The 16,904-nt window shown below is 71.6% G+C and carries 17 protein-coding genes; 8 read left to right on the forward strand and 9 right to left on the reverse strand.

The genetic code is table 11. The features are described 5' to 3' along the window. Positions 1-6: 6 nt before the first annotated feature. The 5 genes from paaA to paaG all read right to left on the reverse strand — a co-directional run bounded on the left by paaA (position 7) and on the right by paaG (position 4,905). Complete coding sequence (paaA, locus tag FDP22_RS09185) at positions 7-972, reverse strand: 1,2-phenylacetyl-CoA epoxidase subunit PaaA (RefSeq protein WP_138572015.1); 966 nt, start codon at positions 970-972, stop codon at positions 7-9. A 414-nt stretch (positions 973-1,386) separates the two neighbouring features. Then, positions 1,387-2,238 (reverse strand): PaaX family transcriptional regulator C-terminal domain-containing protein, encoded by an 852-nt coding sequence (locus tag FDP22_RS09190; RefSeq protein ID WP_138572014.1) that lies wholly within the window; start codon positions 2,236-2,238, stop codon positions 1,387-1,389. Positions 2,239-2,301: 63 nt separating this feature from the next. Further along, positions 2,302-3,609 carry a phenylacetate--CoA ligase PaaK gene (gene paaK, locus FDP22_RS09195; RefSeq protein WP_138572013.1) on the reverse strand — a complete coding sequence of 436 codons (1,308 nt, stop codon included), beginning with the start codon at positions 3,607-3,609 and terminating at the stop codon, positions 2,302-2,304. A 52-nt stretch (positions 3,610-3,661) separates the two neighbouring features. Then, entirely contained in the window at positions 3,662-4,111 is a 450-nt protein-coding gene (gene paaI, locus FDP22_RS09200) for a hydroxyphenylacetyl-CoA thioesterase PaaI (protein WP_138572012.1), read from the reverse strand. Continuing rightward, the gene (gene paaG / locus FDP22_RS09205; RefSeq protein WP_138572011.1) at positions 4,108-4,905 is read right to left on the reverse strand and encodes a 2-(1,2-epoxy-1,2-dihydrophenyl)acetyl-CoA isomerase PaaG; all 798 of its coding nucleotides are present in this window, start codon (positions 4,903-4,905) and stop codon (positions 4,108-4,110) included. The genes paaI and paaG overlap by 4 nt, the downstream gene beginning before the upstream one ends. Before the next feature lie 160 nt (positions 4,906-5,065). On the opposite strand from paaG, the gene FDP22_RS09210 reads away from it, so the two are divergent. The 8 genes from FDP22_RS09210 to FDP22_RS09245 all read left to right on the forward strand — a co-directional run bounded on the left by FDP22_RS09210 (position 5,066) and on the right by FDP22_RS09245 (position 13,645). Continuing rightward, positions 5,066-6,205, forward strand: a complete 1,140-nt coding sequence (locus tag FDP22_RS09210) for an ABC transporter substrate-binding protein (RefSeq protein ID WP_138572010.1) — start codon at positions 5,066-5,068, stop codon at positions 6,203-6,205. A 6-nt stretch (positions 6,206-6,211) separates the two neighbouring features. Beyond that, complete coding sequence (locus FDP22_RS09215) at positions 6,212-7,084, forward strand: branched-chain amino acid ABC transporter permease (RefSeq protein ID WP_138572009.1); 873 nt, start codon at positions 6,212-6,214, stop codon at positions 7,082-7,084. Then, on the forward strand, positions 7,084-8,073 hold the full coding sequence (locus FDP22_RS09220) for a branched-chain amino acid ABC transporter permease (RefSeq protein WP_138572008.1): 990 nt from the start codon (positions 7,084-7,086) through the stop codon (positions 8,071-8,073). Before FDP22_RS09215 ends, FDP22_RS09220 begins: the two co-directional genes overlap by 1 nt. Next, positions 8,070-8,858, forward strand: coding sequence for an ABC transporter ATP-binding protein (locus FDP22_RS09225; RefSeq protein WP_138572007.1), 789 nt, complete (start codon positions 8,070-8,072; stop codon positions 8,856-8,858). The genes FDP22_RS09220 and FDP22_RS09225 overlap by 4 nt, the downstream gene beginning before the upstream one ends. Position 8,859: 1 nt before the next feature. Then, on the forward strand, positions 8,860-9,558 hold the full coding sequence (locus FDP22_RS09230; protein ID WP_138572536.1) for an ABC transporter ATP-binding protein: 699 nt from the start codon (positions 8,860-8,862) through the stop codon (positions 9,556-9,558). 32 nt (positions 9,559-9,590) lie between these two features. Next, entirely contained in the window at positions 9,591-11,525 is a 1,935-nt protein-coding gene (locus FDP22_RS09235; RefSeq protein WP_138572006.1) for a 3-hydroxyacyl-CoA dehydrogenase NAD-binding domain-containing protein, read from the forward strand. 4 nt (positions 11,526-11,529) lie between these two features. Next, positions 11,530-12,123: a TetR/AcrR family transcriptional regulator gene (locus FDP22_RS09240; protein ID WP_138572005.1), complete on the forward strand. Its 594-nt coding sequence runs from the start codon at positions 11,530-11,532 to the stop codon at positions 12,121-12,123. Between the two features lie 634 nt (positions 12,124-12,757). Further along, positions 12,758-13,645 carry a LysR family transcriptional regulator gene (locus tag FDP22_RS09245; RefSeq protein ID WP_138572004.1) on the forward strand — a complete coding sequence of 296 codons (888 nt, stop codon included), beginning with the start codon at positions 12,758-12,760 and terminating at the stop codon, positions 13,643-13,645. Between the two features lie 152 nt (positions 13,646-13,797). Here FDP22_RS09245 and FDP22_RS09250 read toward each other — a convergent pair whose 3' ends face one another. The 4 genes from FDP22_RS09250 to FDP22_RS09265 are packed head-to-tail and all read right to left on the reverse strand — an operon-like array spanning position 13,798 to position 16,887. Further along, complete coding sequence (locus FDP22_RS09250) at positions 13,798-14,637, reverse strand: ABC transporter permease (RefSeq protein WP_205910764.1); 840 nt, start codon at positions 14,635-14,637, stop codon at positions 13,798-13,800. A gap of 38 nt (positions 14,638-14,675) precedes the next feature. Further along, on the reverse strand, positions 14,676-15,656 hold the full coding sequence (locus tag FDP22_RS09255) for an ABC transporter substrate-binding protein (RefSeq protein ID WP_138572003.1): 981 nt from the start codon (positions 15,654-15,656) through the stop codon (positions 14,676-14,678). Positions 15,657-15,697: 41 nt separating this feature from the next. After that, positions 15,698-16,477 carry an ABC transporter ATP-binding protein gene (locus FDP22_RS09260; protein WP_138572002.1) on the reverse strand — a complete coding sequence of 260 codons (780 nt, stop codon included), beginning with the start codon at positions 16,475-16,477 and terminating at the stop codon, positions 15,698-15,700. Continuing rightward, the gene (locus FDP22_RS09265; protein ID WP_138572001.1) at positions 16,474-16,887 is read right to left on the reverse strand and encodes a VOC family protein; all 414 of its coding nucleotides are present in this window, start codon (positions 16,885-16,887) and stop codon (positions 16,474-16,476) included. Before FDP22_RS09265 ends, FDP22_RS09260 begins: the two co-directional genes overlap by 4 nt. Between the last annotated feature and the right edge of the window lie 17 nt (positions 16,888-16,904).

Consider the following 16,904-nt stretch of genomic DNA (forward strand, 5'->3'; position numbering starts at 1 on the left):
GATACCTTACTCCGCTGCAAGTTTGTGTTTGTCGGCATGGGCCATCAGCCCCTCGCGGAACCAGGCGCCATCGTCCCAGGCCTTCTGCCGGGCGGCGAGGCGCTCGCGGTTGCACGGGCCGTTGCCCTTCAGGACGGCGAAGAACTCGTCCCAGTCCGGGGTGCCGAAATCATACCCGTCCTTCTCCGCGTTCCAGGCGAGGTCGGGGTCGGGCACCTTCAGGCCCAGCCATTCGGCCTGCGGCACGGTCTGGTCGACGAATTTCTGCCGCAGCTCGTCATTCGAGTTCTGCTTGATGCCCCATTTCATCGACTGCTCGGAATGCACCGAGTCCGCATCCGGCGGCCCGAACATCATCAGCGAGGGCCACCACCAGCGGTTCAGCGCGTCCTGCGCCATCGCCTTCTGCGCCTCCGTGCCGTGGCAGAGCGCGCGCATGATGTCGAAGCCCTGGCGCTGGTGGAAGCTCTCCTCCTTGCAGATGCGGATCATCGCGCGCGAATAGGGGCCGAAGGAGCAGCGCTGCAGCGGCACCTGGTTCATGATCGCGGCCCCGTCCACCAGCCAGCCGATGGCGCCGATATCCGCCCAGGTGAGGGTGGGGTAGTTGAAGATGGAGCTGTACTTCGCCTTGCCGGCCAGAAGCTGCTCCGTCATCTCGTCGCGCGAGACGCCCAGCGTCTCGGCGGCGCAGTAGAGGTAGAGGCCGTGGCCGGCCTCGTCCTGCACCTTGGCGAGCAGGATGGCCTTGCGCTGCAGGGTTGGGGCGCGGGTGATCCAGTTCCCCTCCGGCAACTGGCCGACGATCTCGGAGTGCGCGTGCTGGCCGATCTGGCGGATCAGGGTCTTGCGGTAGCCCTCGGGCATCCAGTCCTTCGGCTCGATGCGGATGCCCTCGTCGATGCGCTTCTGGAAGGCTGCATCGGCGTCCGAGGTGCCGGTTTCACCCGTTTCGACCAGTTGTGCGTACATGTGCCTGTCTCCTTCAGGGGGCGGTGGCGGGAGAGAGGGCGCTGGCCCCGCCCGGGCCCGGCCGGCGGTGTGCGCCTGCCGGGCGGGCCGGGGGGCGGATCGGGGCATGTGACATGAATCCTCCCGGAGCCTCTGCCATGTTCTTTCCGGCAATATGGCACTCAATATGTCACATGGCAAGACAAGTGTGATGTTTTGTGTGATGCGTGCGCCAGGGCCGGAGCGTGACGGGCGCGCGCGGAAGGGCCCGGCACGCCGGCGCGGGCAGGCGTCCGGGCAGCCGCGGTGCGAGCAGGCGTTCAACTGGCCACGGTGTGGCGAAACCTCCGGGTCACCGCGGGGCGGGCTGCGGCCAGGCGGCCACGGTGGGGGAGGCGTCCGGGTGGCCGCGAGCAGCGGCCGGGGGGCGGCGTGTCAGTGGTAGGAGAGGTCGGCGATGCGGCGGGCGATGCGCGTCGGGTCGGCGGTGAGCGTGCCGTTGCGGTCCACGAAACTGGCGGCGACGGCGGCATCCGCATCGGGCGTGAGCGCGAGGTAGAGCCGCGCGAACAGGGCGCGCGCGGCCGGGCTCTGCCAGGTGTCGGGCAGCATGCCCAGCGGCAGGGCGGGGTCCGACAGGGCGATGTCGCGGAAGATGTGCACCAGCAGCAGCCGCAGGCCGAGCGCCTCGGCGGGCGGGAAGCTGCAGCCCTCCAGCGGCGAGAATCCCTCCACGAACCGGTCGATCCGCCCGGCCAGCGCGTCCAACTGCCAGGCGCTGCGGGCCAGCTCGGTGAGGTCGTCCGTGGTGGTGGCGCGGAAGTGGATCGCGCCCAGCGGCGGCAGCGGCTCCCCCCGGTCCGGCAGGATGGCGAGATGCGGCTGCGCCATGCCGAAGCGCAGCCGCGAGAGCTTGTGCACCAGCGCCTCGCGCCCCGCCCCCTGCGGCAGCGCCACGAGGTGCCAGCCGCGCAGCGGCTCGGCCCGCGGGCGCGAGTAGATCAGCCGTGCGGCATGGGTGAACTCGCGGTTCGCGGCCTCGGTGAGCCGGTAGTAGCTCTTGCGGCCGTGCTTCTCGCCGGCGATGCGCTCCGAGGCCACGAGGCGGGAGACCGCGGTGCGCACCCGGCTCTCGGAGATCTGCACGGCGCGGCAGGCCTCCACGATGTTGCCCATCCACAGCTCGCCGCCGCGCGGCGCCACCACGTCACCGTAGAGCGTGACGATGAACGCCCCGGCGCTCACGGGAAAGGTTTCGAGAATCCGGGACGTTACAGACGTGTTCATGAAGGTCTCCGACAAGGCGGAGACCTTTGTAGCCAGCTTTGGTCCGGGCCTCAATCGCGCCTCTCAGCGCTCCGGTCGCCGGTCATGCACGCGCTGGGCCTTGCCTTCGGAGCGCTTCAGCGTGCCGGGGCCGACCACCTCGATCACGCTGGAGACGCCGACCACGCTCTTGATGTGGCCGGAGAGCTCGCGCGCCGCGGCCGCGCTCTCCGCCGCGTCCATGCCCGCCTTGCCCTCGCAGCGCACGGTCATGCTGTCCATCCGGCCGGAGCGGGTGAGCTCGATCTCGTAATGCGGCGCGAGGCGGGCGCATTTGAGGATCTGCTCCTCGATCTGGGTGGGGAACACGTTCACCCCGCGCAGGATGATCATGTCATCCGAGCGGCCGGTGACCTTCTCCATCCGCCGCATGGAGCGGGCGGTGCCGGGCAGCAGCCGGGTGAGGTCCCGCGTGCGGTAGCGGATGATCGGGAAGGCCTCCTTGGTGAGCGAGGTGAACACCAGTTCGCCCTTTTCGCCCTCGGGCACCGGCGCGCCGGTCTCGGGGTCCACGATCTCGGGGTAGAAATGGTCCTCCCAGATGTGCAGCCCGTCCTTGGTCTCCACGCATTCCTGCGCCACGCCCGGGCCCATCACCTCGGAGAGGCCGAAGATGTCCACCGCGTCCATGTCGAAGGCGGTTTCGATCTCCTCGCGCATGGCATTCGTCCAGGGCTCGGCGCCGAAGATGCCGGTGCGCAGCGAGGTGCGGCGCGGGTCCAGCCCCGCCTTGGCGTAGGCGTCGAGGATGGAGAGCATGTAGGAGGGGGTGACCATGATGATCGAGGGGCGGAAATCCTCGATCAGCGTCACCTGCCGCTCGGTCATGCCGCCGGAGACCGGCACCACGGTGCAGCCCAGCTTCTCCGCGCCGTAATGCGCGCCCAGCCCGCCGGTGAACAGCCCGTAGCCGTAGGCCACGTGGCAGATGTCGCCCGGGCCGCCGCCGGCGGCGCGGATGGAGCGGGCCACGAGATCGGCCCAGGTGTCGATGTCACGCTTCGTATAGGCCACCACCGTGGGCTTGCCGGTGGTGCCGGAGGAGGCGTGCAGCCGGGCGATCTTCTCCCGCGGCACGGCGAACATGCCGAAGGGATAATTGTCGCGCAGGTCCTGCTTTTTCGTGAACGGGAATTTCGCGAGGTCCGACAGGGACCTGAGGTCGTCCGGGTGGACGCCCGCCGCGTCGAACTGCCGGCGGTAGAAGGGCGAGCCCTCGTAGGCGGCGCGCAGCGTGGCCTTCAGCCGGCTGAGCTGCAGGGCGGTGATCTCGTCGCGCGAGGCGGTCTCGATCGGGTCGAGCGCCGCGCGGGGGCCGGTGACGTTGAGCATTCTGTTTCCTCCCGGGGCCGGGACGCCCCTTGTTCTGGTCTCGCGGGGCCGCTCAGGCCTCGAAATGGCTGCCCTTGATGGTGCGCGAATGGCCGCGAAAACTGGCGATCAGCACCCCTTCCGCATTCGTGACGTCGATATCGTAGAGGCCGGAGCGCCCGGCGCGCCGGACCTCGCGCGCCTCGGCGGTGAGCAGGTCGCCCTCCCGGCCCGGGGCGTGGAAGGTGACGGCGCAGTGCTGGGCCACGGTGCGTTCATTGTAGCTGTTGCAGGCGAAGGCGAAGGTGCTGTCGGCCAGCGCGAAGATGACGCCGCCATGCGCGGTGCCCACGCCGTTGAGCATGTCGGGGCGCACGCGCATGGTCATGCGGGCGCGGCCGGGGCCGGTCTCCACCAGCTCCATGCCCAGCAGGCGGCTGGCGGCATCGCCCTCCCACATCGCGGCGGCGGAGCGGCTGGCGATCTCCCGGGCCGAGAGCGGGGCGAGGTCCTCCGGGCTCATGACTCGCGCCCCGTGAAGACCGGGCTGCGCTTCTGGGTGAAGGCGCGCACGCCTTCCGCGTAATCCGGGCTGCGGCCGGCGCGGCGCTGCAGGTCGCGCTCCAGGTCCAGGCTTTCATCGAGGCTCAGCGTGCCGGCGGCCTGCACGGCCTGCTTGGTGAGCGCGTAGCCGAAGGTGGGGCCGGCGGCGAGCCTGCGGGCAAGGGCGCGGGCCTCGGCCATCAGCTCCGCCCCGGGCAGGGCGCGCCAGATCATCCCCCATTCGGCGGCCTGGGGCGCGCTCACCGGCGCACCGGTGAGCATCAGCGCCTTGGCGCGGGCCTCGCCCACCAGCCGGGTCAGGGTCCAGGTGCCACCCGAATCGGGCACCAGGCCGAGATTGGCGAAGGACTGGATGAAGCGCGCCTCCTCGGCGGCCAGCACGATGTCGCAGGCCAGCGCCACGTTGGCGCCGGCGCCCGCGGCCACGCCGTTCACCGCGCAGATCACCGGCTTGGGCAGGGCGCGCAGCCGGCGCACCAGCGGGTTCCACAGGGTGTCGATGGTCTCGCCCAGGTCCGGCGGGCCGGACATGGTGTCCGGGTTGCGCGCCCCCAGGTCCTGCCCGGCGCAGAAGCCGCGCCCCGCGCCGGTGAGCAGCACGGCGCGCACCGCCTCGTCCCGCGCGGCGGTGTCGAGCGCCGCGCGCAGGGCGAGGTGCAGCTCTTCGGTGAAGGAATTGAGTCGCTCCGGCCGGTTCAGCGTCAGCTCCATGACGCCGCCTTCAACCCGCTGCAACAGCACGGAATCGGTCATCTCTGCCCTTTCATCGCGGCCCTCCCAGGGCATGGATGCGGCACACGTTCTGCGGTGTCCGCTGAAAAATGTGTTGCATAAACCGACCGCGTGGTCAATGAATAACGTGTCACGCGAATTGAGGTTAACGTCAGTGGGTGTGACCTATGGGAGGAAAGACATGACGACCAGAAAACTCGGCGCGGGGCTCTCCGCGCTCGCGCTCCTCGCGGCAATGCCGGCGGCGGCGGAGATCCGCATCGGCGCGTCGCTCGCGGTCACCGGCCCGGCGGCCTTCCTCGGCGACCCCGAGGCGAAGACGCTGGAAATGCTCGTGGAGGCGGTGAACGCCGAGGGCGGCGTGAACGGCGAGCCGCTGAAGCTGGTGCTCTACGACGATGGCGGCGACCCCAACAAGGCGCGCACCTTCGCCACCCGCCTCATCGAGGAGGACGAGGTGGTGGCGGTGATCGGCGGCACCTCCACCGGGGCGACCATGGCCATGGCGCCGCTCTTCGGGGAATACGAGATCCCGTTCATCTCGCTCGCCGGCGCGGTGGTGATCATCGACCCGGTGCAGCCCTACGTGTTCAAGACCCCGCACACCGACCGCATGGCCTGCGAGAAGATCTTCGCCGACATCACCGGCCGGGGCCTGAGCAAGGTGGGGATGATCTCGGGCACCGGCGGCTTCGGCAAGTCGATGCGCGAGCAGTGCCTCGACGTGGCGGAAGCCTCGGGCGTGGAGATCGTGGCCGACGAGACCTACGGGCCGAACGACGCCGACATGACCCCCCAGCTCACCAACATCGCCAACACCGCGGGCGTGGAGGCCGTGGTGAACCCCGGTTTCGGCCAGGGCCCGGCGGTGGTGACGCGCAACTTTGCCCAGCTCGGCCTGAAGCTCCCCTTCTACCAGAGCCACGGCGTGGCCTCCGACAGTTTCATCGAGCTCGCCGGCCCCGCGGCCGAGGGCGTGCGCCTGCCGGCCACCCCGCTGCTCATCCCCGGCCAGCTCGCCGAGGACGACCCGCAGAAACAGCCCGTAACCGATTACATCGCCGCCTACGAGGCGAAATACGGGCACACCCCCTCCACCTTCGGCGGCTATGCCTATGACGCGTTCAACATCGTGATCGCGGCCATCGAGGCTGCCGGCGCCGACGACCCCGCCGCCATCCGCGACGCCATCGAGGCCACCTCGGGCTACGCCGGTGTCACCGGTGTCTACTCCTTCACCCCCGAGGACCATCTCGGCCTCGACCTCAGCGCCTTCCGGATGCTGGAGATCCGCGACGGCGGCTGGGCCCCGGTGGAGTAAGGCGCCGTGGCGGAACTCCTGCAATTCCTCGTCTCGGGGGTCACGGTGGGCGCGATCTATGCCGCCGTCGCCCTGGGCTTCACGCTGATCTACAACGCCACCGGGGTGGTGAACTTCGCGCAGGGCGAGTTCGTCGTCATCGGCGGGCTGACGGCGGCGGCCCTGATCGGGGCCGGGGTTCCGCCGCTCCTTGCCGCCCCGCTCGCCGTGCTGGCGGGGCTGGTGATGGGGCTACTGCTCTACCGGCTGGCCATCCGGCCGGCCGGGCAGGCGCCGCTCGTCTCGCTCATCATCATCACCATCGGGGCGAGCATCTTCCTGCGCGGCGCGATGCAGATGGTGTTCGACAAGCAGATCCACCGCTATGACGGCTTCTCCGGCGAGGCGCCCATCGGCTTTCTCGGCGCCACCATCCTGCCGCAGAGCCTTTGGATCATCGGCGGCAGCCTGGTCGTCTTCGCCTTCCTCGCCTGGTTCATGGGCCACACCCGGGCGGGCCGCGGCATCCGCGCCACCGCCTCGAACCGCCTCGCCGCAGCGCTGGTGGGCATCAACACCAAGGCCGCGATGAACCTCTCCTTCGCGCTTTCCGCCGCCATCGGGGCGCTTGCCGGCGTGCTCGCCACCCCGGTCACCTTCACCAGCTACGACGTGGGCGTGCTGGTGGCGCTGAAGGGCTTCTCGGCCACCATGCTGGGCGGCGTGGGCTCGGCGCAGGGGGCGCTCGCGGGCGGGCTGCTGATCGGGCTGATCGAGGCGCTCACCGCCGGCTACCTCAGCTCGGACTACAAGGACGCCGCCGCCTTCGTGGTGATCCTCGCGGTGCTGTTCCTGCGCCCGCAGGGCCTGTTCGGCGCCCGGATGACGGAGCGCGTGTGATGACCCTGGGCCCCGGAACCCGCACCTTCCTCGTCTTCGCCGCCCTCGTGGTGCTGGGGGCGCTCGTGTTCCCCTCCTCCTTCTTCTACCGGGTGGGTACGCTGGTGTGGATCAACACGCTCGCGGTCACCGGCATGGTGGTGCTCCTGGGCTACGTCGGGCTGGTGAGCCTCGGGCACGCCGGCTTCTTCGCCATCGGCGCCTATGCCACTGCCCTGCTGCCGCAATACGGGGTGCCCTCGGGCCTCGCCATGCTGGCGGGGGCGGCGGGGGCGGCGCTGCTCGCGGCGCTCATCGGCCGGCCGATCCTGAGGCTCTCGGGCTATTACCTCGCCATCGCCACGCTCGGCCTCGGCATGCTGATCTGGATGGTGCTCTCCAAGGAGGCCTGGCTCACCGGCGGGCCGGACGGGATGACCGTCACCGGCTTCTCGGCCCGCAGCCTGCTGAAATCGGTGGGCATCACGCTCAAGACCGCCGAGGCCTGGTACTGGCTCTGCGGTGCTGCCGCCACGCTGGGCGCGGTGCTGGCGGTGAACCTCGGGCAGAGCTCCGCCGGCCGGGCGCTGCGCGCGATCCATGACAGTGACGTGGCCGCGGCCTCGCTGGGGGTGGACGTGGCGCGGGCGAAATCCGCCGCCTTCGTGATCTCGGCGGTCTATGCCGCGGTGGCGGGCGCGCTGCTCGCCCTCGCCAACGGCTACATCACCCCGGACGCGGGCGGCTTCATGCATTCGGTCGAACTGGTCACCATGGCGGTGCTCGGCGGGGCGGCGAGCGTTTACGGCGCGCTGGTGGGCGCCCTCATTCTCACCGCGCTGCCGCAGGTGCTGACCGTGTTCGCCGAGTACGAGCACATGGTGCTGGGCGCCATCATGGTGGGCACGATGATCGCGATGCGCCGCGGGCTGGTGCCGGCGCTGGCGGGGCTGCTGGCCCGCCGCCGGGCCGCCCGCCATGCCGGACGGCTGGCGAGGAGAGTGTCATGAGCCTGCTCGACGTCTCCGGCCTCGGCATTTCCTTCGGCGGCCTGCGCGCGGTCGACGGCGTGGGCTTCACCGCCCGGCCCGGCGAGGTCACCTCCATCATCGGGCCCAACGGCGCGGGCAAGACGACGCTCTTCAACCTGGTGAGCGGGGTCTACACCGCCGATGCGGGCTTCGTGCGCATCGCGGGGCGCGATGTCACCGGCCTGCCGCCGCACCGGCTGGCGCGCGCCGGCATGGCCCGCACCTTCCAGAACCTGCGCGTGTTCCCGCAGATGACCGCGCTGGAGAACGTGATGACCGGCTGCCACATGGCCGAGCGTGCCGGGCTGCTCGCGGGCCTGCTCGGCCTGCCGGGCAGCCGCGCCGAGACCGCCCGCAGCCGCGAGGCCGCCGCCGCCGCGCTCACCCGCACCGGGCTCGGCGCGCTGGCGGGGCGCGAGGCGGCGGCGCTCTCCTACGGCCAGCTCAAGCGGCTGGAGATCGCCCGCGCGCTGGTGACCGGCTGTTCCATCCTGCTGCTCGACGAGCCCGCCGCCGGCTGCAACGCCGTCGAGACCCGCGAGATCGACGATCTCATCCAGTCCATCGCCGGGGAGGGGCGGACCGTGGTGCTCATCGAACATGACATGCGGCTGGTGATGCGCATTTCCGCGCGCATCCTGGTGCTGGACCAGGGCCGGCGCATCGCCGAGGGCGCGCCGGAAGAGATCCGCGAGAACCCCCGGGTGATCGAGGCCTATCTCGGCGCCCATGGCGCGGCCGAGGCGAGGGCGGCCCATGCGTGAGCTGTTGCGCATCGAGGGGCTCACCTCCGCCTATGGCGCGCTGGAGGTGCTGCACGGCATCGACCTTGCGGTGGCGGAGGGTGAGATCGTCACCATCGTGGGGGCGAACGGTGCGGGCAAGACCACGCTGATGCGCTGCATCTCCGGGGTGCAGCCGCTGCGCGCGGGCGCCATCCGCTTCGACGGGGCAGACATCACCCGCAGGCCCGACCATGCCCGCGCCGGGCTCGGCATCGGCCATTCGCCGGAGGGGCGGCAGATCTTCGCCGACTTGGCCGTGGAGGAGAACCTCGCACTCGGCGCCTACCACCGCCGCGGCCCGCTCGCCGCCGATCTCGACGAGGTCTACGCCCTGTTCCCGGTGCTGGCCGAGAAGCGCGCCCTGCCGGCGGGCGGCCTCTCCGGCGGGCAGCAGCAGATGCTCGCCATCGGCCGCGCCATCATGACCCGGCCGAAGCTGATGCTGCTCGACGAGCCCTCCATGGGCCTCGCCCCGGTGCTGGTGGACCGTATCCTGGAGGTGATCACCGGGCTGCGCGACCGCGGCGTCACCCTGCTGGTGGTCGAACAGAACGCCTTCGCCGCCCTCTCCATCGCCGACCGCGGCTACGTGATGGAGACCGGCCGCATCACCCTTTCCGGCCCGGCGCGCGATCTCATCGCCGACGCCCGGGTGCGGGAGGCCTATCTCGGGGCCTGACCGGGCCCCGCGCATGCAAGGAGACCCCGTCCATGACCCTCGTGAGCATCGAGATGCACGGCGACATTGCCGTGCTGCGCGCCGACAACCCGCCGGTCAACGCCCTCGGCCATCCGCTGCGCGCGGCGCTGGCGAAGGCCTTCGCCGGGCTGAAGGGGGTGCGCGGCGCCGTGCTCACCTGTGCCGGGCGCAGCTTCTTCGCGGGCGCGGACATCCGCGAGTTCGACGCCGCTCCGCAGCCGCCGGCGATCTTCGAGCTGGCGGCGCAGATCGAGGCGCTGCCCTTCCCGGTGGTCGCGGCCATCCACGGCGCGGCGCTGGGCGGCGGGCTGGAACTGGCGCTGGGCTGTGCGGGCCGGGTGGCGGCGCCCTCGGCCGTGCTGGGCTTCCCGGAGGTCACGCTGGGCCTCATCCCCGGCTCCGGCGGCGTGGTGCGCAGCGCCCGGCTGCTGGCGCCCGGGGAGGCCGCGCGGCTGCTCACGACGGGTGAGCGCATTCCCGCCGACGAGGCGCTGCGGCTCGGGCTCATCGACGCGGTGGCGCAGGACCCCGTCACCGCCGCGCTGGCGCGGGTGGCCGAACTGGCCGAGGCCCCGCGCCCGCCGCTCTCCGCCCGGCCGTTGCCGCCCGCGCCGGAGAGCTGGGAGCCGGCCCGCAAGGCCGCCCTGCGGGCGGCGCGGGGGGCGGAGGCGCCGGGCGTCGCCCTCGACGTGCTGATCCACGCCTGGGAGGTGGATTTCGAGACCGCCCGCGCCGCGGAGCGCGCCGCCTTCGAGCGCCTGCGCGGCACGGAGCAATCCGCCGCCCTGCGCCATGTCTTCTTCGCCGAGCGTCGCGCCGCGAAGGCGGCGAAGGCCGAAGGTGGGCCCGACATCGCCCGCCCCGGCGTGCTCGGCGGCGGCACGATGGGCGCGGGCATCGCCGCGGCGCTGCTGGTCGCGGGCTTTCCCGTCACCCTGGCGGAGGCTTCGCCGGAGGCCGCGGCGCGGGCGCGCACCCGGCTGGAGGGGCTGATCGCGGCGGCCGGCGCGCGCGGCAAGGTCGATCCCGCCGCGGCGCTGGCCCGGCTCACCGTGGGGCAGGGGGCAGAGGCTCTCGGCGGCTGCGACCTGGTGATCGAGGCGGTGTTCGAGGACCTCGGGGTGAAGCGCGCCGCCTTCGCCGCGCTGGAGGCGGCCTGCGCGCCGGACGCGCTGCTGGTCACCAACACCTCCTACCTGGACCCGCGCGGCATCGCCGAAGGCTTGCGGCACCCGGAGCGCTTCGCCGGGCTGCACTTCTTCTCCCCCGCCCAGGTGATGAAGCTGGTCGAGGTGGTGCCCGTGCCGCAGACCGCCCCGGGCACCGAGGCCGCCCTGTGGCGGCTGATCGGCCGGCTGGGCAAGACCGGCGTGCGCTCCGGCATCTGCGACGGGTTCATCGGCAACCGCATCCTGAAACGCTACCGCGCCGCCGCCGAGGCGCTGGTCATCGCCGGGGCGGGTGTCGCCGATGTGGACGCCGCGATGCGCGGCTTCGGTTTCGCCATGGGCCCGTTCGAGGCGCAGGACATGGGCGGGCTCGACATCGCCCATGCCCGGCGGCAGGCGGCCCGGGCCGCCGGCGCGCAGGTGCCGCGCTGCCTCGGCGACCTGCTGGCCGAGGCGGGCCGCACCGGGCAGAAGGCCGGCGGCGGCTGGTACGACTACCCCGAGGGCAGCCGCCGCCCCGAGCCCTCGCCGGAGGCGGCGCGCCTGCTCGCCCCGATGCGCGCCATGGGCGGTGCGGTGCCCGCGCCGGCCGAGATCGCGGCGCGGCTGGTGGGGGAGATGGCCGCGGAGGGCCGGGCGATCCTCGAGGAAGGCATCGCCGCCACGCCGGAGGACATCGACCTCGTGGAGATCCTCGGTTACGGCTTCCCGCGCTGGCGCGGCGGGCCGATGTTCGCCACCCGCAGCGGGGCGCCGGCGCTGGCCCGGGCGGGCTGACGCCATGGCGCGGCCCCGGGCGGAGGATTACGAGGAAAAGCGCGCCGCCATCCACCGCACCGCGGCGCGGCTCCTGTCGCAGGGCGGCGGCCAGGCCTCGATGATGCGCATCGCCGAGGCCTGCGGCATCTCCAAGGCGCTGCTCTACCACTATTACGACAGCCGCGACGCGCTGGTGTTCGACATCGTCCACACCCATCTGCTGGCGCTCGACGCCGCCCTCGCCGCCGTGCCGCCGGAGACGCGGGGCCGCGCGCGGCTGCACCTGCTCTCGCGCCGGCTGCTCGCCTGCTACGAGGACGCGGACGACCTGCACCTGCTGCAGCTCGGCGCGGTGGGCAGCCTGCCGGATGTGCAGGTCGCGGCGATCCGCGCGGCGGAACGCGCCATCCTTGGGCATTTCCGCGCCGCCCTCGGCGACACCGTGCCGGGCGCGGACCGGGCCCGGACCACGGCGGCGCTGATGGGGCTGATGGGCATGCTGAACTGGGCCTTCACCTGGTTCCGCCCCGACGGCGCCCTCAGCCGCGACGGCTTCGCCGCCCTCGCAACCGACATGGCGCTCTCCGCGCTGCAGGGCGCACCGGCGACCGGCTGACCCCACTCCCGACCGAGCGCAGGGCGCATGCCGACACCCGTCGCTTCAGCGCGCAGGCGACGCGACCGTTTCCGGGCCGCATCCCCTGCGGTACCGGATCCCGGACCGCCCGCGCAGCCGGAGCGGCGCCCCCTGCGTGTCGTCCGCCGCGACAGCTTCGCCGCCCCTCGCAACCGACGCGGCGCTTTCCGCGCTACAGGGCGAACCGGCAACCGGCCGACCCCGCCTCCCGCCCGAGCGCCGGGAGGCAGGCCCACATCCGTCGTTCCACCGAGCAGGCGATGCGACCGTTGCCGGAACGCACCTCCGACGGTTCCGGGCCTCGTGCCGCCTGCGCGCCCGGAGCAGCACGCCCTGCGTGTCGCCCGCCGCGTGATGCGTGCCGCCTGCCGCGTGATGCGTGCCGCCAGATGCCTGCGCGTGCCGCCAGACGCGTGCCGCGTGGCGCCAGACGCCTGGCGCCGTGTGTCGCCCGCCGTCTGCTCTGTGCCGCCTGCTCCATGGCGCCTGCCGAGTGCCTGTCGCGTTCCGCCAGTCGGGGACACCTGCTGCGTGCCGCCATCCGCGGGCCCGCCCGGGCGCGAGGGGCCCGGCGCGGGATTGCCTTTGCCGGCCCGGCGCCCGAGAGTGGCGCATGATGCTGAATCACCGGGAATTGCTGGTCTTCCTGAGCGTCTGCCGCCTCGGCAGCATCGGCGCGGCCGCGCAGGCGATGGGGATGACCCAGCCGGCGCTGAGCCGCTCGCTGAAACGGCTGGAGAGCCGGCTGCGCGTGCAGCTCTTCGTGCGCCACTCCGGCGGCATGGAGCCGACGGATTTCGGCCGCGTGCTGCTGCGCCACTCCGAGCTGATGGAGTTCGAGACCAACCGGGTGATCGAGGAGATCGACCTGCTGAACGGCGCCGCCACCGGCCATGTGCGCGTGGGCATCGTGCCCAGCGTGGCGCCGGTGATGATCCCGCGCGCTGTGGCCCGGGTGCAGGCGCTTTCGCCGGACATCCACATCCGCATCGTCGAGGGCTCCGGCGACCAGATCCTCGCCGCCGTGCAGCGCGGCGAGGTGGATTTCGCCGTGGTCGGCATGCCGGGCAGCGCGGTGGACCTGGTGGTCCAGCCGCTCTCCTTCGAGGAGGTGAACATCGTGGCGCGCGCCGGCCACCCGCTGGCCGGCCGTTCCGGGCTGACGCTGGAGGACCTCGCCGCCTTCCCCTGGGCGATGCCCGAGCGCGGCAATGCCATCTGGTATGGCTACGAGAACTACTTCCGCCGCGCCGGGCTGGCGCCGCCCTTGCCGGTGATCTCGTCGAACTCCGTGCATGTCCTGAAGGCGATCGTGGGCGGCTCGGACCTGCTCACCATGCTCACCGAGGTCTCCATCGCGGTGGAGGTGAAGGCCGGCATGCTGGTGGCGCTGGCGCTGGAGGGCGGGGCCTGGCGGCGCGAGCTTGCCCTGGTGCGCCGCCCCACCGGCACGCTGCTGCCCGCGGCCCGCCTCTTGATGCGCGCCTTCCAGGAGGGCTAGGCCGGCGACCCCTTCGGCGCGCCGATGGCGCGTTCCCCTTGCGCGTGCCCGTGGCGCCTTCCCCTTCCGCGCGCCTGTGGCGCGACCACCGGACCGCGCCATCGGGAGCGGAGGTCCGCGCCGCCGGGGGCGCGCTGCCGAACGTGGTGCGCTCAGTCGCGACGGATCCAGTGCAGCACGCGGGCCTCCAGCCGGGCGACGACGGCGTAGAGCGCGATGCCGATCACGGTGAGCATGCCGATGGCGTTGAACACCATCGCGGTATTGGCCTGACCCTCGCCATAGGTGATGAGGAAGCCGAGGCCGGAATTGCCGCCCACCAGCTCGCCCACCGTCACGCCGATCACCGCGAGGGTGGAGCCGATGCGCAGGCCCGCGAAGAGGTTGGGCAGCGAGGAGGGCAGCTCGATCTTCCGGAAGATCGCGAAGCGCGACATGTGGTAGACGCGGGCGAGGTTCACCAGGTCGCGGTCCACCGTCTTCATGGACTGCAGGACGTTCACGAGGATGGGGAAGAACACCACCAGCATGGTCACCAGCAGGCCGGGCACGAAGGTGTAGCCGAACCACATGATGAAGAGCGGCGCGAAGGCCACTTTCGGCGCGATCTGCAGCGCGAGGATGTAGGGAGAGAGCGTGCGCTCGGCGAGCGGCGACAGGCCGAGCGCATAGCCGCAGGCCGCCCCGAAGGCTGAGCCGAGCAGGAAGCCCGCCACCGCCGTGCCCAGCGTGTGCAGCGTGTGGCCGAAGAGATTGTCGCGCGTGACCATGGAGCCGAACTCCGCGAGACACTGCGAGAAGGTGGGGATGATGTAGCGCGACACGCCGAGCGCCGGCGGCAGGAACTCCCAGGCGGCGATGGCGACCAGCGCCACCGCGAGGATCAGCGCGAGGTCGCGCGGGCCCAGCCCGATCAGGGCCGAGAGGCTGGCCCGGCGGCGCGGGGCCGCGGTGTCGGGCCGGGCGGCGGTGTCATCTATGGCCATGGTCATGTCCGTACCTGTCCTCTCCTGTCCCGGCCCGCGGGGGCTCATTCCACGAAGGCGTTGGTGTAGAGGTCGTCCACCGGGGTGGTGGAGGTGATGATCTCGTGCTTCGCGTAGAAATCCTGCACCGCGGCGATGCGCTCGGGGTCGAACACGCCCAGCTTCGTGCCCTCGGGCACGGCGTAGACCAGCTCGGTGTAGCGCTTCATGATGTCCTCGAGCATCGCGGCCTTGCCCTCGAACTGCGGCAGGGTTTTCGCCAGCAGTTCGGCGGAGCCCTTCGGGTCGTCCATCACGTCGGTGAGCCCGTGCAGGGTGGCGGTGACGAAGGCCTGCACCAGCTCCGGCTTCTCCTCGATCACGTCGTCGGAGGCGAGCACGGCCTGGGCCATGGCGGGGATGTAGTCGTTGATTGTCTTCACCTCGAGGGCGACGCCCGCACCCTCGATGGCCGCCGCCCAGTCCGGCGTGCCGGAGATGGCGTCGAGATCGCCCGAGATCATCAGCTGCACCACGCCCGCCGGGCCCACGGCCTGGATGTCCACGTCGTCGCGGCTGAGGCCGGCGGCGGCGAGGGCGGCGAGCAGGTTGTAGTAGGTGGTGTCCTGGAAGGCCATCACGCCGATGCGCTTGCCCTTGAGCGAGGCGATGTCGGTGGCGCCGCTCTCGGTGCGGATGATGATCTGGGTGAGCGCCTTGCCGCCCAGCAGCGCCACCGCCTTCACCGGCAGGCCGTTGGCGCGCACGATGATCGGCGTGTCGCCGATGCCCGAGCCCATCTCCACGTTGCCGAGCGCGACCTGCTTGGCCACGTCGGCGCCGCCCTTGCCCACCTGGAAGGTCACGTCGATGCCGGCATCGGTGTAATAGCCCTTCGCCTTGGCCACCTGGTAGGGGGTGAAGGCGGGCAGGAAGTCGGGCGCGGGGAAGAGATAGGTGAGCTTTTCCGCCGCGGGGGCGGCAGTAGCGATGAGCGCGGCTAGCGCCGCGGCGGCGAAGGCCTTGAGATGGGGGAAGCGGGACATTCCTGTTGGACCTCTCTGATGGGTGGGGTGCCGGCGCTCTGTCAGGCGGCGCCTTCGGCGATGTGCAGCGTGTCGAAGAGACGTTTCACGTATTCATGCGTGGCGGGCAGGGTGGAGCGCGCCAGCGGGTCGTCGCGGTGCGGCAGGTCGACGGCGAAGGTGTCGACCACGGTGCCCGGGCGGCCGCTCAGCACCACCACCCGGTCGGACATGATCACCGCCTCCTGCAGGTCGTGGGTGATGAGCAGGCAGCTCAGCCCGCTCTCGGAGAGCGTGCGCGAGAAGCTCTTCTGCAGCACCAGCTTGGTCTGGGCATCGAGCGCGGAGAAGGGCTCGTCGAGCAGCACCAGCTCGGGCGAGATGGCGAGCGTGCGCGCCAGCGCCACCCGCTGCCGCATGCCGCCCGAGAGCTGGTAGGGGTAGCTGTCGGCGAACTCCTCCAGCCGGATGCGCTTCAGCTCCGTGCGGGCGATGCGCCGGCGCTCCGCCTTCGGGATCTTCCGGGTTTCGAGGCCGAACTCCACGTTCTCGATCACCGTGCGCCAGGGCAGCAGCAGGTCCTTCTGCAGCATGAACCCCACCTCGGAGCGCGGGCCCTCCACCGCCACCCCGTCGATGAGCACCGCGCCCTCGGTCGGGCCGTAGAGGCCCGAGACCATGTTCAGGATGGTGGACTTGCCGCAGCCCGAGGGCCCGACCACCGCCACCAGCTCGCCCGCGCCCACGGTGAAGGAGAGGTCGCGCACCGCGGTGACGCGGCCGGGAGACCCCTTCTCGCCGAAGGCGCGGGTGACGCCGCGGAGCTCGAGCTTCGGGGTCATTCGGCGGCTTCGGTCTTCAGGCGACCGTCGGTGCCGACCCAGCCATGCTTCGAGATGTCGAAGACCACGCCCTCGGGGTCCTTGTACTTGCGCTCCGAGTTGCCCTGCTTGGAGCCGGCGAGCTCGAAGAAGAAGCAGCCCCCGGCGGCGTTCACCCGGTCCTCGTACTTGGCCACGTCGTCGACCTGGATGCCGAAATGGTTCAGCCCGGCGAGCTTGTCCATCTCCTCCGGCGTCTTGTCGGTGAAATGCAGCAGCGCGAGGTTGATCACCCCGTCGGTGAGGTAGTTCGCCGTGCCGGCGCCGATGGTCTCGGAGCCGGCGTCCTCGAACTCGAACACGTCCTTGTAGAATTTCGTCGCGGCCTCCAGGTCGCGGACCATGATGGCGATGTGGCGCAGGCGGGCCATGGGAAATCTCCTCTGTT

Origin of the sequence: Paroceanicella profunda (genome assembly GCF_005887635.2) — a bacterium.
Taxonomy (GTDB): Bacteria; Pseudomonadota; Alphaproteobacteria; order Rhodobacterales; family Rhodobacteraceae; genus Paroceanicella; species Paroceanicella profunda.

Coding starts and splice junctions, on each gene's coding strand:
- paaA (WP_138572015.1), bottom strand. CDS start 972: ATGTACGCACAACTGGTCGAAACGGGTGAAACCGGCACCTCGGACGCC.
- FDP22_RS09190 (WP_138572014.1), bottom strand. CDS start 2,238: ATGAACACGTCTGTAACGTCCCGGATTCTCGAAACCTTTCCCGTGAGC.
- paaK (WP_138572013.1), bottom strand. CDS start 3,609: ATGCTCAACGTCACCGGCCCCCGCGCGGCGCTCGACCCGATCGAGACC.
- paaI (WP_138572012.1), bottom strand. CDS start 4,111: ATGAGCCCGGAGGACCTCGCCCCGCTCTCGGCCCGGGAGATCGCCAGC.
- paaG (WP_138572011.1), bottom strand. CDS start 4,905: ATGACCGATTCCGTGCTGTTGCAGCGGGTTGAAGGCGGCGTCATGGAG.
- FDP22_RS09210 (WP_138572010.1), top strand. CDS start 5,066: ATGACGACCAGAAAACTCGGCGCGGGGCTCTCCGCGCTCGCGCTCCTC.
- FDP22_RS09220 (WP_138572008.1), top strand. CDS start 7,084: ATGACCCTGGGCCCCGGAACCCGCACCTTCCTCGTCTTCGCCGCCCTC.
- FDP22_RS09225 (WP_138572007.1), top strand. CDS start 8,070: ATGAGCCTGCTCGACGTCTCCGGCCTCGGCATTTCCTTCGGCGGCCTG.
- FDP22_RS09235 (WP_138572006.1), top strand. CDS start 9,591: ATGACCCTCGTGAGCATCGAGATGCACGGCGACATTGCCGTGCTGCGC.
- FDP22_RS09240 (WP_138572005.1), top strand. CDS start 11,530: ATGGCGCGGCCCCGGGCGGAGGATTACGAGGAAAAGCGCGCCGCCATC.
- FDP22_RS09245 (WP_138572004.1), top strand. CDS start 12,758: ATGATGCTGAATCACCGGGAATTGCTGGTCTTCCTGAGCGTCTGCCGC.
- FDP22_RS09250 (WP_205910764.1), bottom strand. CDS start 14,637: ATGACCATGGCCATAGATGACACCGCCGCCCGGCCCGACACCGCGGCC.
- FDP22_RS09255 (WP_138572003.1), bottom strand. CDS start 15,656: ATGTCCCGCTTCCCCCATCTCAAGGCCTTCGCCGCCGCGGCGCTAGCC.
- FDP22_RS09260 (WP_138572002.1), bottom strand. CDS start 16,477: ATGACCCCGAAGCTCGAGCTCCGCGGCGTCACCCGCGCCTTCGGCGAG.
- FDP22_RS09265 (WP_138572001.1), bottom strand. CDS start 16,887: ATGGCCCGCCTGCGCCACATCGCCATCATGGTCCGCGACCTGGAGGCC.